11 protein-coding genes and 1 pseudogene are annotated in these 15,867 nt (G+C 43.9%); 9 read left to right on the top strand and 3 right to left on the bottom strand.

The features are described 5' to 3' along the window. Positions 1–24 precede the first annotated feature (24 nt). From J7E26_RS15035 to J7E26_RS18365, 3 genes and pseudogenes are all read left to right on the top strand, one after another. Complete coding sequence (locus J7E26_RS15035) at positions 25–708, top strand: ABC transporter ATP-binding protein (protein ID WP_214813670.1); 684 nt, start codon at positions 25–27, stop codon at positions 706–708. After that, complete coding sequence (locus tag J7E26_RS15030; protein WP_214813667.1) at positions 705–3,299, top strand: ABC transporter permease; 2,595 nt, start codon at positions 705–707, stop codon at positions 3,297–3,299. The genes J7E26_RS15035 and J7E26_RS15030 overlap by 4 nt, the downstream gene beginning before the upstream one ends. A gap of 201 nt (positions 3,300–3,500) precedes the next feature. Next, positions 3,501–3,575, top strand: a pseudogene (locus tag J7E26_RS18365) (recombinase family protein); the annotation flags it as partial. A 225-nt stretch (positions 3,576–3,800) separates the two neighbouring features. On the opposite strand, the gene J7E26_RS15025 reads toward J7E26_RS18365, so the two are convergent. Together J7E26_RS15025 and J7E26_RS15020 are read right to left on the bottom strand one after the other, a co-directional pair. Continuing rightward, positions 3,801–4,544, bottom strand: coding sequence for a hypothetical protein (locus J7E26_RS15025; protein WP_214813664.1), 744 nt, complete (start codon positions 4,542–4,544; stop codon positions 3,801–3,803). A 68-nt stretch (positions 4,545–4,612) separates the two neighbouring features. Beyond that, complete coding sequence (locus J7E26_RS15020) at positions 4,613–4,915, bottom strand: DUF948 domain-containing protein (protein ID WP_214814399.1); 303 nt, start codon at positions 4,913–4,915, stop codon at positions 4,613–4,615. Between the two features lie 124 nt (positions 4,916–5,039). Between J7E26_RS15020 and J7E26_RS15015 the strand changes: the two genes are divergently transcribed. The 4 genes from J7E26_RS15015 (at position 5,040) to proB (ending at position 8,606) form a co-directional block, all read left to right on the top strand. Further along, positions 5,040–5,756, top strand: coding sequence for a 3-ketoacyl-ACP reductase (locus J7E26_RS15015; RefSeq protein ID WP_214813661.1), 717 nt, complete (start codon positions 5,040–5,042; stop codon positions 5,754–5,756). A gap of 313 nt (positions 5,757–6,069) precedes the next feature. Further along, entirely contained in the window at positions 6,070–6,438 is a 369-nt protein-coding gene (gene rtp, locus J7E26_RS15010) for a replication termination protein (protein WP_214813659.1), read from the top strand. A 147-nt stretch (positions 6,439–6,585) separates the two neighbouring features. After that, positions 6,586–7,464, top strand: a complete 879-nt coding sequence (proC, locus tag J7E26_RS15005; protein ID WP_214814396.1) for a pyrroline-5-carboxylate reductase — start codon at positions 6,586–6,588, stop codon at positions 7,462–7,464. Positions 7,465–7,487: 23 nt separating this feature from the next. Next, positions 7,488–8,606 carry a glutamate 5-kinase gene (proB, locus tag J7E26_RS15000; RefSeq protein WP_214813651.1) on the top strand — a complete coding sequence of 373 codons (1,119 nt, stop codon included), beginning with the start codon at positions 7,488–7,490 and terminating at the stop codon, positions 8,604–8,606. A 62-nt stretch (positions 8,607–8,668) separates the two neighbouring features. Here proB and gltC read toward each other — a convergent pair whose 3' ends face one another. Further along, complete coding sequence (gene gltC / locus J7E26_RS14995; protein ID WP_214813649.1) at positions 8,669–9,571, bottom strand: glutamate biosynthesis transcriptional regulator GltC; 903 nt, start codon at positions 9,569–9,571, stop codon at positions 8,669–8,671. A 147-nt stretch (positions 9,572–9,718) separates the two neighbouring features. Here gltC and gltB point away from each other — a divergent pair, with 147 nt between their 5' ends. Then, on the top strand, positions 9,719–14,281 hold the full coding sequence (gene gltB / locus J7E26_RS14990; RefSeq protein ID WP_214813646.1) for a glutamate synthase large subunit: 4,563 nt from the start codon (positions 9,719–9,721) through the stop codon (positions 14,279–14,281). 16 nt (positions 14,282–14,297) lie between these two features. Next, positions 14,298–15,779 carry a glutamate synthase small subunit gene (gltD, locus tag J7E26_RS14985; protein ID WP_214813643.1) on the top strand — a complete coding sequence of 494 codons (1,482 nt, stop codon included), beginning with the start codon at positions 14,298–14,300 and terminating at the stop codon, positions 15,777–15,779. Positions 15,780–15,867 lie beyond the last annotated feature (88 nt).

Here is a 15,867-nt window from a genome sequence, read left to right as displayed (position 1 = left end):
CAAGCATAATTATGGAGGTTTACAATGGACATTTTAAACATAGAACATCTGTCTAAAATATATGGAAAAGGTGAATCATCGGTAAAGGCGCTTGATGATGTGTCTTTTTCGGTTAAAAAAGGTGAATTTGTCGCCATTATCGGTCCATCCGGGTCAGGGAAGTCAACGCTTTTGCATTTGCTGGGCGGTGTAGATCGGCCGACAAGCGGAAAAGTCTGGGTTGAGAACACGGACATTTATAACTTGAATGAAACACAGCTGGCAATCTTCAGACGCAGACAAATCGGCTTGATTTACCAGTTTTACAATCTGATTCCCGTCCTGACGGTTGAAGAGAATATTACACTGCCGCTTTTGCTTGATAAACATAAGGTGAACAAGAAGCAGTTTGATGATATCGTGAAAAGGCTGAACCTGCAAAACCGTTTAAACCATCTGCCTAATCAACTTTCCGGCGGACAGCAGCAAAGGGTATCGATTGGAAGAGCGCTGATTGGCAATCCTGCTATTATGCTGGCAGACGAGCCGACCGGTAACTTAGATAGTAAGAATAGCAGAGAAATCATTGACTTATTAATCATGTTTAATAAAACCTATCATCAGACGCTGATCGTGATTACTCATGATGAACGAATTGCTTTGCAAGCTGACAGGGTCATTTCCATTGAAGATGGAAGGGTTGCCAAAGATGAGGTGATCCGCCGATGAACATCGTAAATAAACTGACAGTCAGACATTTGAAAGAAAACAAGAGACGAACGCTCGTGACAATCATCGGTGTCATTATTTCGGTTGCCATGGTAACTGCCGTTGCGACACTCGGTTTCTCTTTTTTGGATGTAATGAAAAGGCAAACCATCGCAGATGCAGGGGAATGGCATGTTCTTTACAACAATGTAAATAAGGAACAGCTTCAAAAAATAAAAAACGATAATGAAACAGAAGCGGCGGTAATTTTCAAAGATGTAGGCTATGCCTCTTTAAAAGGGGGACAAAATACAAACAAGCCATATTTATTTATCAATGCGTACAATTCACAAGGCTTCAAAAAATTTCCGATTGAATTGAGTAAGGGGCGCCTTCCGAAAACGGAAAATGAAGTCGTTATTTCAGAAGCCATCGCTTCGAATGCAAAGGTAGAATATAAGATCGGTGAGCATGTAACTCTTGATGTAGGCGAACGATTCATTAAAGGCAGCGGCACACCATTGGATCAATCTGAACCATTACGAATCGAAAATGGTAAAGCGGATGAAACATTAAAAGATAAAGACAAAAGGCATTATACTGTTGTAGGCTTTATAAAACGTCCCTCATGGGAACCGACCTGGGCACCAGGGTATACAATGATTAGCTATGTGGATGAAAACATGATAGGAGCAAACGATCAGGTCAATGTCGCAGTTGTCTTAAAAAAAGTTAATAATTCCTTGTTTACTCACGCCGAAAACATAGCTAAGAAAAATAAAATCGAATCTGTTCAATATAATAATGACTTACTTCACTATTACGGCACAAGCAATAAACCCGGCGTGCGCAGCACAATTTTTCCACTAACAGTCATCATTATGGCCGTCATTATGATTGGCTCAGTTTCGTTAATCTATAATGCTTTTGCGATTTCCGTCTCGGAACGTTACCGCCACTTAGGGATGCTTGCGAGTGTTGGGGCTACGAAAAGTCAGAAGAGAAATTCAGTGTTTTTTGAGGGGCTGATCATTGGCTTAATTAGTATACCCGCTGGAATTTTATGCGGCCTTGCCGGGATCGGTATTACCTTTCAGTTCATTAACTCCATGATTCAAGATGCTTTAGGAATTACTGAGAAGTTAACGATGATCGTCACGCCATTATCGCTCTTGATTACCTGCGCTGTTTCCATGTTGACGATTTTTGTTTCAACATATTTTCCTGCCAAAAGAGCCTCTAAGATTACAGCCATGGATGCCATTCGGCAAACCGCCGATGTGAAGCTTACGGGTAAAACAGTGAAAACGTCGAAATTCATTCGGAAGCTTTTTGGAATTGAAGCGGAGATAGGATTGAAAAACTTAAAAAGAAATAAACGGAGGTACCATGCAACTGTATTTTCACTTGTGATTAGCATCGTTCTGTTTTTAGTCGTCTCATTTTTCACCTCCAATTTGAAAGAATCCGTAAAACTTTTACAAGATGGGGTGAATTATGATATTCAAGTATCGAATAACTATAAAAAAATAGATGGTCAATCGATTCAAACGATTGCAAGCCTAAATGATGTGACGGAATACAGCACAATTAACGAGTTAGATGTAAACGCTTGGATAGAAGAGGCATCAATCGCTAATGAATTGAAAGAGATGGTAAAAAAGGATAAGAGCAGGCTTAAGAACGGAAAATATCCTTACAATATTCGGGTAAATGCATTAGATGATTCGAATCTGAAGGCTTATGCAAAAGCAGTGGGTGCCGATTACAAACAGCTGACGGATCCGAAACATTTAGCTGTAATCGTGATTGATACAATTCATTATAAAGATATGGATACAGAAAAATATGTCGAAACGAAGGCCATTCATACGAAAGCCGGCCAAAGTATCGATTTAACCTATACAGATACAGATGGGGACGCAGAAAAAGAAATAAATTTAAAAAAAGTGAAAATAGCAGCGCTGACAGATCAATATCCAATGGGGATTATGACCGAATGGGCAGGCGGGTTAAATATTATTTCGTCAAAACAAGTCATGGATCAATTGATTTACGATAAGGTGAAGGGTGAGATTCAGAGATACCTATTTCTGAAAAGCTCTGATCCGATGAAAACACAACAAGAAATTGAAGAAATGAAAGATGATAATTTGTATGTTCAAAATATATATCAATATCGAAAACAGAACGAACAGATGATCATGTTAATGTCAGTATTTTCTTATGGGTTTATCGCATTAATCTCAGTGATTTCGATTGCGAATATCTTTAATACAATCTCAACGAGCATATCCCTTCGAAAACGGGAATTTGCGATGCTGAAATCTGTTGGAATGACGCCAAAAGGCTTTAATAAAATGATGAACTATGAAAGTATTTTTTATGGAATGAAGTCGCTGATTTTCGGGCTTCCGATCAGCTTTGCCGTGATGTATTTGATCTATAGGTCAATGATGAACAAATTTAGCTATGGATTCACATTTCCTTGGATGAGTATTATTTATGTCATTGCTGTCGTATTTGTCATCGTGATTTCAGCAATGCTGAATTCCAGCGCGAAAATAAAAAAGGAAAACATTATTGATGCACTAAAGCAGGAGAGTATATAGGGTAGCACGAAAAAATCAGCTTTGAGCATTCATCAAGATACATAAGCTGTTGACATCACAAAATGGACTCGTCAGGCACATACAGGCTGAAGTACGCACACTACACTAGTGAACTCTAAAGTTGGAATGTATTTAATCAGATTACCCATGTGGATCATCCTCATTTTTTGGCTTTTGTAATGGGTTCCAATAATTATGTTGGAACAGTACCACCTCATGAGACGGATGGTTCGTAAAGGAGATATTCTCTATATTCATTCTCTAGATCGTTTTGGCCTTAAAACGGATATGCCTTTGTTGGATACAACGCAATATAAGCTGAATTAGTTCTCCAGATTCTTTTTAACAATTAAAGGTATTATTAATAGGGCGCTCCCCATCACCATCAAGTTAAAAATTAATTGGTCCCCAAAACGCCGAATTCACATAAATAACTGCAGAGTAAACATTTCGTTTTGAGGGTATTTCAAAATATTAGCTTGATGGGCATGTAGCAGAGCCCTATTGAATACGTTCCGCAAAGCGCTGTATTTGTTCTTGTAACGATTTTTTATTTTCTCTGAATTGCTTAAAGCGATGCCCGTTTGCACCGGACGGATGCGGAAAGCCGCGCAGGAGCATCGCGTTTTTCAGCCTGCTGTGTTCTTTTAGTGTATGGCACACAGATTCGGCGGCTTTGCCGAGAGGGACGAGCAGGATATGTCTTTTAAGTGTTTCAATTTCAGCAGGGAAGCACTCAAACGCATAATGGCTGAGAAGAACTGATTGGCGGATTGATGGCCGGTGTCCCGTATAGTTTTTTTGCTGATAAAAAACGGGATGCTTGATGACAGATGTCGTATGAAGCAATTCCCGTTTATGGCTGAAAAGCTGTGATGAACCTTGAAGGTGAAGCGCGGCTGGAAGGCCGCATTCATCAAGCATTCCGGTAATATGCTGCCTCATTGATCCGGAGAGCCCTGCTGCTTTTTTTGTCTCAAATGCTATTTGCTCCAGAGAAGCGCCGCTTTTTAAAAGATTCGCTGCCGTGCTGTATGCTCTTTTCATCTGCGAAAAGCCGGGGGTAATCCCGGCAATGACAATCAATGCTTGGGGATTGATATATTCATTATGAGGAGAATAAAACATATCCAATTCTCCTTCCTGAAAAAGGCGGTATGGAGGGGTCAGCAAGTCTGACTTTGTAAATAGTCCTGTTTTAATCTGATTCAAATAATGCACAAGCCGCTTGCGGTCGCAAATCATATTATCCCTCCCGAAACATATCAATCCCTTCTATTTTTAATCAATAAGGCCAATTGCATTCAGGATCATCATCCGCTTTTTCCGGCATTCCAGAGTATTTTTAGAACGTGAGGCGTTCCTTTTACCTCAGCTGCTGTCTGTTGAATGGCCGTTTTTTTGATGAAAATATCCTCCCGCAGTTCTTTTTGTTTTTGCGACAACAAGCCGGCCTCTGTTTTGATCTCTTCAATGGCAGTCTGCATGGTGCCTGCTGTTTTGTTCATCTTTTTTAAAGCCGGGTCCATTTTCTTCTTGAAGCGCATAGCCGATACTCCTAAATAAATAAGTGCGGCTGCTGTTACAGCTGTACTCGCATATAAAATGATCATTATCTGGTCACTCCTTTTTTCTCTTTTTACCCTAAAATAAGGATTTGAATCGTTTTATTTGCGAATTGGTTTTTTTCTGCTTATAATTTGAAATCGTACATAAGGAAAATCAGAAAGGGTGACAGGCATGGAAAGCTTACAGAACAAAACGGCTCTTATAACGGGTGCGGGCAGAGGAATCGGACGCGCCGCCGCTATTGCTTTGGCAAAAGAAGGAGTCAATATCGGTTTAATCGGCCGGACTGAGGCAAATGTCGAAAAGGTTGCAGAAGAAGTGAAGGCCTTAGGAGTGAAGGCTTCCTTTGCTGCTGCAGATGTGAAACATCAAAAAGAGGCAGAACAAGCTGTCGCAGCTGTGAAAAATGAACTGGGTGCTGTTGATATTCTTATCAATAATGCGGGCATCAGTAAATTCGGCGGATTTTTAGATTTGTCGCCTGAAGAGTGGGAAGAGATCATCCAGGTCAACTTAATGGGTGTATACCATGTGACCCGTGCTATTCTTCCTGAAATGATTGAGAGAAAAACAGGAGATATTATTAATATTTCCTCTACAGCAGGCCAAAAAGGCGCAGCAGCTACAAGTGCTTACAGCGCTTCAAAATTCGCCGTTCTCGGCTTGACTGAATCTCTTATGCAGGAAGTCAGAAAGCACAATATCCGTGTCAGCGCGCTGACACCGAGCACTGTTGCCAGTGACATGTCAATTGAATTAAATCTGACAGACGGCAACCCTGATAAAGTAATGCAGCCGGAGGATCTTGCAGAATACATGGTGGCTCAATTGAAATTACATCCGCGCATCTTTATTAAAACTGCCGGTTTATGGTCAACAAATCCTTAATGAGAAGGGACCTGTCTTAATGACAGGTCTTTTTTATTGGAATCTGTTCATTTTTACTTTTGAAGAAAATGTTAATAGGTCAAAAGATTCTTTTTTCTAACTATCCGGAACGAAAGATTGAATATCGGCACAAACAGGTTATAATTATACTAAATAAACTATGTACCAAATGTTCATTTGTTCAATTTTTCCCTCTATCCATAAAAACATCAAGATACAAATAAAAAACTGATACAACATATAAAAAGGGAAACAGGTATGTATAGAGAATATTTAGTACATGGAATTATCTGTAAGGAGAGAGGTGCACATATTGAAAGAAGAAAAAAGAAATTCGACCGGTTTTTTAGTCAAGCAAAGGGCCTTTTTAAAGCTCTACATGATTACAATGACAGAGCAGGAACGGCTTTACGGACTCAAGCTTCTGGAGGTGCTGCGTTCTGAATTTAAAGCAATCGGGTTTAAGCCGAATCATACCGAAGTTTATCGCTCGCTCCATGAACTTTTGGATGACGGCATATTAAAGCAAATAAAAGTAAAAAAAGAAGGAGCCAAGCTTCAGGAGGTCGTCCTCTATCAATTTAAAGACTATGAAGCAGCAAAACTTTATAAAAAACAGCTGAAGGTCGAACTTGGCCGCTGCAAAAAGCTGATTGAAAAAGCAATATCCGATAATTTTTAATCAGCACAGAACACACCCGGGCCGGGATCCGAGCGGTGTGTTCTGTGACTCATTATACATAATGGCAGCCAGGGGACAATACATATCAATAAAACCTTCAAACTTGACATCAACTCCTGACGTGGTAACATGTAAAACGTGTGAAAAATACGAACAGAAATGCGAACAAAGGAGATGTTACCGATCTTAGACCAAAAGAAAGTTGCTTTTATCGGAGCAGGATCAATGGCTGAAGGAATGATAGCAGGCATGGTCCGTGCCAAAAAAATTTCTAATCAAAACATCTGCGTGACAAACCGCTGTAATACAGAGCGTCTGGCTGAACTTGCACATCAATACGGAATTCAAGGCGTCACTTTTGACAGCATGAAAACCGAAGACATTGATGTATTTATTTTAGCTATGAAGCCGAAAGATGCTGAAAACGCTCTGGCCACGCTGAAAACGCGTATTCAACCCCACCAATTAATCCTGTCGGTTCTGGCCGGCATTACCACCTCATTTATACAACAATCATTGCATGATCAACAGCCTGTCGTCAGGGTGATGCCAAACACCTCCAGCATGATCGGCGAATCGGCAACAGCCGCGGCGCTCGGAGACCATGTGACTGACAGCTCGGCGAAAATCGCTGTATCCCTGCTTGAATGCCTGGGTGAAGTGTATGTGATCAAAGAAGATCAAATGGATATTTTCACCAGTATTGCCGGCAGCGGACCGGCTTACTTTTATTATTTAATGGAATTTATCGAAAAAGCGGGGGAAGAAGCCGGTTTAGACAAACGGCTGTCCCGGCAGATCGGTGCGCAAACATTATTAGGCGCGGCTAAAATGCTGATTGAGACGGGAGAAAAGCCAAATGTGTTAAGAGAAAACATTACCTCTCCAAACGGCACAACGGCGGCGGGCATCAATGCGCTCCGTTCAGAAGGCGGAGGGGAAGCCATCGCCAAAGCAATTAAACACGCAACCGAACGTTCCGCAGAAATCAGCAAAACGATAGAAAAAACAGCAGCAACACTATAAAAAGAGAAAACAGGAGTGATACAGTGACGTCTCGCACCAAGATGAAAAGAGTCGTTGTGAAAATCGGAAGCAGTTCACTGACGAGCCTGCACGGAGAAATCAGCAGAAGGAAATTAGAAGCATTGGTGGATCAAATCGCACAGCTGAAAGACAGCGGATATGAAGTGATTTTAGTGTCCTCGGGTGCGGTTGCAGCAGGCTATCGCAAGCTTGGATTTATACAAAAGCCGGAAAGTCTTCCTGAAAAGCAGGCGTCTGCTTCAATCGGGCAAGGGTTATTAATGGAGGCTTATTCAAAATTGTTTTTAGCGCACGGTTATGTCGCTTCCCAAATTTTAATCACCAGAAGCGACTTTTCCGACGAGTATCGCTACCACAATGTCCGCAATACGATGAATGTCCTTTTGGAACGCGGCATCATTCCGATTATTAACGAAAATGACACCGTCACCGTCAACCGTTTGAAGTTCGGCGATAACGATACGCTGGCCGCAAAAGTGGCCGGTTTAATCGATGCCGACATGCTTGCGATTTTATCAGACATTGACGGACTATATGACGATAATCCGCGCAGCAATCCGAAAGCAAAAAGAGTCAGACATGTAAGTGACATTACGCCTGAGATTGAAGCAAGCGCGGGAGAAGCCGGGAGTGAAATGGGAACGGGCGGCATGCGTTCTAAGCTTGACGCTTTTAAAATCGTCATGGCCTCCGGAATTAAAGGCTTTCTCGGGCAGGCAAATGCTCCTGACATCTTACTTCAAGCGGTAGAAGAAGCCGCCGAAGGAACTTATTTTGAAGCGGAAGGAACACTTCCGTTGAACCATAAAGAACAATGGATCGCGTTTAATTCCGGCCCGGAAGGCGAAATTGTGATGGGAAAAGAAAGCAGCCGCCATGCAGCAAACGGAAATGTTTCCCTATCGCCGAAAGACATTGATGGAATTAAAGGTAAATTCAGCAGCGGAGCGGTTGTCAGGCTGCTGGATCAACAGGGTGAGGAGCTCGGACTCGGCATTGTCAATTATTCTTCAGCTCAGCTGCAAACATTAAAAGAAGCGCCTCACAAACAAGCGGATCAATCGGTTATTGATCCAGAAGCGTTTGTCTGTCACGTTGAACTCTCTATACCGATCTGCTGACCTAATATGAAAAGAAAGACAAAGAAACCCGAAGCTTTCATCTGGAAGCTCGGGTTCTTTATTTATTGATATTGCTCAAGTGTGGAGAAAAATTGAATGACAAAATGATAAAAATCGTTCGCAGACGGAGCCAGGTCTCTGTTTTTAGGTTTAATAATGCCTACGGTCCGTTTCACTTGGGGAAATTCAATCGGGATTTTGACCGTAAATCGGGGTGTGGTTTCTGTAAAAGTGCTTTCGGGTAATAAAGTAACTCCCATTCCTGCGGATACTAATCCTTTAATCGCGTCTAAATCCTCGCCCTCTGTCGACACAAGCGGTGCAAAGCCCGCCTGTTTGCATGCGTCAATCGCCATATTGCGGAGAATAAATCCGTCAGGGAATAAAACGAATTGATCGTTTCGCAGATCAATTAAATGAATATTTTTCTCTTTGGCGAGCGGATGATTGAACGGAACAAGCGCGTAAATTTTTTCTGTGAATAATATATTGCCTGTTATGTCCGGAAAATCTGTCGGAACAGGACCGAGCAGCGCTGCGTCAATATCTCTGTTTCTTACCGCGTCAATTAAAAACTTATAAGACCCTTGGCGCAGCAAAAATTCAACGTTCGGATATTCCTCTTTAAATGCAGAAATCACCGTCGGCAGCAGCTGGCTGGCAAGGCTCGTGGGAAAGCCGATTTTGACGGTCCCGAGGTTTGGATCGAGATATTCATCAATCTGTTCCTTTGCGTAATCGATGGCCTTCATCGCCGTTTTCACGTGCTCTAAAAACTGCTTGCCGATCGGCGTAAGCTTAATATTTCTGCCTTCCCGTTCAAACAAAGTGACCTTCAGTTCTTCTTCAAGATTTGCAATCTGCCTGCTGATGGCGGATTGAGCGACATGCAGATGATCAGCCGCTTCAGACACATGTTCTCTTTCGGCTACCTCCATAAAATACCGAAGCTGGCGCAATTCCATTTATGTCTCACACCTATCTATCTCATTTTGAGATCTATTTGATCTAAATTATATATTGTTTATATTGTTTTGAAAACTTACAATGAATTTAGAGTTGTCAGATTTTATGACCGGTAATTAACGGAAACTGATCGGGGGAGAGGAATTATGACTTACAATCAAATGCCAAAAGCTCAAGGTCTCTACCGTCCGGAATTTGAGCATGATGCATGCGGAATCGGCTTATATGCCCACCTAAAAGGGAAGCCTTCACATGACATTGTCAAAAAAGGACTGAAGATGCTTTGCCAGCTAGACCACAGAGGAGGTCAGGGCAGTGATCCGAATACGGGTGACGGCGCTGGCTTAATGGTTCAAATCCCTGATGCTTTTTTTAAAAAAGAGTGCGGTGAAATGAAACTGCCGGAAAAAGGGCGTTACGGGGTAGGAATGGTCTTTTTCTCGCAAAATGAAGAAGAAAGAAAAAAAATCGAAAAACAGGTTAATACATTAATCGAGCAAGAAGGGCAAACTGTTCTCGGATGGAGAACCGTGCCTGTTAATGTTGGAAAAATCGGAACAGTCGCGCAAAGCACATGCCCGTATGTCCGTCAAGTATTTATCGGTGCCGGCGGCGAATTGAAAGACAGTCTTGCTTTTGAACGAAAGCTGTACGTCATTCGGAAACAGGCGGAAAATTGGGGCGCAGCAGAGCAGCTCGATTTTTACTTTGCAAGCCTGTCAAGCCAGACGATTGTATATAAAGGTTTGTTAACGCCTGAGCAGGTTGACGCGTTTTATTTGGATTTGCAGGATGAAGCATTTGTATCTGCATTTTCGCTTGTACATTCACGATTCAGCACGAATACATTCCCTACATGGGAAAAAGCGCATCCCAACCGTTATCTCATTCATAATGGAGAAATCAACACGCTCCGAGGCAATATCAATTGGATGAGTGCGAGAGAGCAGCAGTTCGTATCAGAAAGCTTCGGAGATGACCTTCAAAAGGTTCTTCCGATTTTGAATGCCGACGGCAGCGACTCATCCATACTCGACAATGCTTTTGAATTTTTCGTCATGGCAGGACGGAAGCCGGCGCACACGGCAATGATGCTGATCCCTGGACCCTGGACGGAAAACACCCATATGTCAAAAGCGAAAAGAGCTTTTTATGAATATCACAGTTCTTTAATGGAGCCGTGGGACGGACCGACCGCCATCTCGTTTACGGACGGAAAACAAATCGGCGCCATCCTTGATCGCAACGGCCTTCGTCCGGCTCGCTACTATGTGACAAAAGACGATCATATCATTTTCTCATCTGAGGTCGGCGTCATTGAAACAGAGCAGGAGAACATTCTGCATAAAAAACGTCTTGAGCCGGGGAAAATGCTGTTAATTGATCTGCAGGAAGGCCGGATTATTTCTGATGAGGAAGTAAAAACAGACATCGCCAATGAATTTCCGTACCAAAAATGGCTTGAGGAAGAATTGGTTCAAGTGAATCCTGATCCGGAAATCCGGGAAGAAGAACAGTTCGCAGATCTTCTCGTCCGTCAAAAAGCATTCGGCTATACGTATGAAGACATCCAGAAATATTTAATTCCCGTTATTAAAGAAGGAAAGGATCCGCTCGGTTCGATGGGAAATGACGCGCCGCTTGCCGTGTTATCAGATCGCGCCCAATCATTGTTTAATTACTTTAAACAGCTTTTTGCTCAGGTCACAAACCCGCCGATTGACGCGATCCGTGAACAGCTTGTGACATCAACGGTGACATGGCTCGGGGCGGAAGGCGATCTTCTTCATCCGAGTGAAAGAAATGCCCGGCGCATCAAGCTGTACACTCCTGTATTATCGAATGAGCAGTTTTACGCGCTCAAAACGATTGTACACCCTGATGTGAAGAGTGAGAACATTCACATGCTGTTTTCTGACGATCTTGAGAAAGGCTTAAAGGATTTGTTTGATCAAGCGGAAAAAGCGATCAATCAAGGCGTGTCCCTTTTAATCTTGTCCGACAAAGCAATGACTGAAAAATTGACGCCGATCCCGCCGTTACTGGCTGTCAGCGCGCTGCATCAGCACTTGATCCGCCAAGGCCTGCGGACAAAAGCAAGCATTATCGTTGAATCAGGCGAGGCGCGTGAAGTTCATCACTTTGCCGCTCTCATCGGTTATGGGGCGGATGCAGTAAATCCATATTTGACATATGCCACATACAAACAGGAAATTGATGCAGGACGGCTTGATATCAATTATGAGGAAGCCGTCAGCAAATACGGCAAAAGCATTACAGAAGGCGTTGTAAAAGTGATGTCAAAAATGGGTATTTCAACAGTTCAAAGCTACAGAGGCGCCCAAATTTTTGAAGCGGTCGGCATCAGCCAAGGCGTCATCGACCAATACTTCACGGGTACTGCATCTCAGCTTGGCGGTATCGGCATCGAAACGATTGCAGAAGAAGCAAAACAGCGCCATCAAGCGGCATACAAGGATGATTACAGTAAAACGCTTGATTCAGGAAGTGAATTCCAATGGAGAAACGGAGGAGAGCATCACGCTTTCAACCCGAAAACCATTCATACCTTACAATGGGCATGCCGAAAAAATGATTACAGCCTGTTTAAACAATATTCTCATGCAGCAGATGAAGAGCGGATCGGATTTTTACGCAATCTGTTTGCCTTTCAGGAAGACCGCAAGCCTTTAAGAGTGGAGGAAGTGGAATCGGCCGCATCAATCGTTAAGCGTTTCAAAACAGGCGCCATGTCATTTGGTTCATTGAGTAAGGAAGCTCACGAAGCATTGGCAATTGCGATGAACCGCCTTGGCGGAAAAAGCAACAGCGGGGAAGGCGGAGAAGATCCGAAACGATTTGTCCCTGATGAAAACGGTGATGACCGGAGAAGTGCGATTAAACAAATCGCGTCCGGCCGTTTCGGTGTAAAAAGCCATTACCTCGTCAATGCGGATGAATTGCAAATTAAAATGGCGCAAGGGGCAAAGCCTGGGGAAGGCGGCCAGCTTCCGGGCAATAAAGTATACCCTTGGGTAGCTGATGTCCGCGGTTCAACACCGGGTGTCGGATTGATTTCACCGCCTCCTCACCATGACATTTATTCAATCGAGGATTTGGCGCAGCTCATCCACGATTTGAAAAATGCGAACCGGGATGCGCGAATCAGTGTCAAGCTGGTATCAAAAGCTGGCGTCGGCACCATTGCCGCCGGAGTCGCCAAAGGTACGGCAGATGTCATTGTCGTCAGCGGTTATGATGGGGGAACGGGCGCTTCGCCGAAAACAAGTATTAAACATACAGGCCTTCCATGGGAGCTCGGCCTTGCAGAAGCTCACCAAACACTGATGTTAAACGGATTGCGGGAACGCGTCGTATTAGAAACGGATGGTAAGCTGATGACAGGGCGCGACGTCGTCATGGCTGCCTTGCTCGGCGCAGAAGAATTCGGGTTTGCGACAGCACCGCTTGTTGTGCTGGGCTGTGTCATGATGCGCGCATGCCATTTGGATACATGTCCGGTAGGTGTCGCTACACAAAATCCGGAGCTTCGCAAAAAATTCATGGGCGATCCTGATCACATCGTGAACTACATGCTGTTTGTTGCTGAAGAAGTGCGTGAATATATGGCGCAGTTAGGCTTTAAAACATTTGATGAGATGATCGGACGGACTGACGTTCTTCAAGTCAGCGAACGGGCAAAAGCACATTGGAAAGCCGGTCAGCTTGATTTATCCACGCTGTTGTATCAGCCTGAGGGCATCCGCACTTTCCGTACGGCGCAAAATCATAAAATTGATCAGTCTCTTGATATGACCGCCATTTTGCCGGCAGTAAAAGACGCGATTGAAGCCGGCAGGGAAGCGGAAGTTGAAATAAAGATTAATAATACAAACCGTGTAGCCGGAACCGTGACAGGAAGTGAAATTTCAAAACGCTACGGAGCGGAAGGGCTTCCTGATGATACGATCAAACTTCATTTCACAGGATCAGCCGGACAAAGCTTCGGGGCATTCGTTCCTAAAGGAATGACGCTTCATTTGAACGGGGATTCAAATGACTACGTAGGAAAAGGACTTTCCGGCGGGAAAATTATCGTGAAAGCACCTAATGCATTCAACTGTGAAACACAGGATAACGTCATTATCGGAAACGTAGCCTTTTACGGAGCGACAAGCGGAGAAGCCTATATTAACGGGCGTGCCGGAGAACGATTTGCGGTCCGCAACAGCGGAGTCAATGTCGTTGTTGAAGGGATCGGAGACCACGGCTGTGAATACATGACAGGCGGCCGGGTTGTCATTCTCGGAGAAGTCGGCAAAAACTTCGGAGCAGGTATGTCAGGCGGAATTGCATACGTATTGGCTGATGACGCCAAAGCATTTAAACGAAAATGCAACCTTGAAATGATTTCATTTGAAAAACTGACGGATGAGACAGAGATTCAAGAGGTTAAAGCGATGGTGGAAAAGCATGCGGCGCTGACAAGCAGCCAAAAAGCAGCAAGCCTGCTGGACAATTGGGAAGAAACCGTCCAAACCTTTATCAAAGTCATTCCGAAAAACTATAAACAAATGCTCCTCAGCATCGAAGAACAAAAAGCGGCGGGCTTATCAGAGGAAGACGCGATTATGTATGCCTTTGAAGCCAACACAAAACAGGCAAAACAAGCGTCGTCCCAAGGTCAAAAACAAGCGGTAGTACAGTAAGGAAGGGGAGAGGAACATGGGGAAACCAACTGGATTTATGGAAGAAAAACGAGAAAAACCGGCTGAGCGGGACCCTCTCACTCGCTTAAAGGATTGGAAAGAATATTCGGCTCCATTTTCAGAAGAAGCGTCAAAACGGCAGGGGGCGCGGTGTATGGATTGCGGCACACCGTTTTGCCAAATCGGCGCTGATATAAACGGCTTCACTTCCGGATGTCCGATTTATAACTTAATACCTGAATGGAATGATCTCGTGTACCGGGGCCGCTGGAAAGAAGCCTTAGAGCGTCTCCTTAAAACGAATAACTTTCCGGAATTCACCGGGCGGGTCTGTCCCGCTCCTTGTGAAGGATCTTGTACGCTGGCCATCTCAGATCCTGCCGTTTCAATCAAAAATATTGAACGGGCGATCATTGATAAAGGCTTTGAAAACGGCTGGATTCAGCCGCGAATCCCCGCAAAGCGCACAGGAAAAAGAATCGCTATCGTCGGCTCAGGCCCTGCAGGTCTTGCAAGCGCCGATCAGCTGAACCAAGCAGGTCATTCTGTAACGGTATATGAGCGCGCTGACAGAGCCGGCGGCCTGTTAATGTACGGAATTCCGAGCATGAAACTTGATAAAGACATCGTCGAACGCCGCATTAAGCTGCTGACACAGGAAGGCATTGATTTTGTGACAAACACAGAAATCGGAGTCGATATTACGGCCGATGAGCTGAAAGAACGGTATGATGCCGTCATTCTTTGCACAGGCGCCCAAAAACAGCGCAATCTGCTGATTGAAGGCCGGGAAGCAAAAGGCGTCCACTATGCCATGGATTACTTAACATTAGCCACCAAAAGCTATTTAGATTCTAATTTCAAAGACAAACAATTTATAGACGCTAAAGGTAAAGATGTCATCGTTATCGGCGGGGGAGACACAGGAGCCGACTGCGTAGCTACCGCGTTGCGTCAAAAAGCGCGCAGTGTGCATCAGTTCGGCAAGCACCCTAAGCTTCCGCAGGCGCGCACGAATGAAAATATGTGGCCAGAACAGCCGCACGTCTTTACTCTTGAATATGCATATGAGGAAGCACAAGCGAAATTTGGTAAAGACCCGAGAGAATACTCAATCCAAACGACAAAAATGGTTGCTGATAAACAAGGCCGCTTAAAAGAACTTCATACGATCCAAATGGAGAAAGTCAGAAATGATTTCGGAAAATATGAGTTCCGCGAAATTCCTGGAACCGAAAAGGTATGGCCTGCACAGCTTGTCTTCATCGCCATCGGTTTTGAAGGCACCGAACAGCCGTTGTTGAAACAGTTTGGCGTTGATTCAGCAAATCATAAAATTAATGCAGCATATGGGGAATATAAAACAAATGTTGACGGCGTTTTTGCCGCAGGGGATGCAAGAAGAGGCCAAAGCTTAATTGTATGGGCAATTAATGAAGGCCGTGAAGCGGCGCGCGAAGTCGACAGTTATTTAATGGGGAGCACTGTTTTACCGTAAATAAAGGGGATTATTTATAAAACCGGCTGATGGCAGCCGGTTTTTCTGTGTGACAATGAAACCTATTTCTTCCTTCATCATATAAAAA

This window comes from Bacillus sp. ISL-51, from assembly GCF_018613535.1.
Classification (GTDB): Bacteria; Bacillota; Bacilli; order Bacillales; family Bacillaceae; genus Bacillus.
This window is presented reverse-complemented; position numbering and strand designations above follow the sequence as displayed.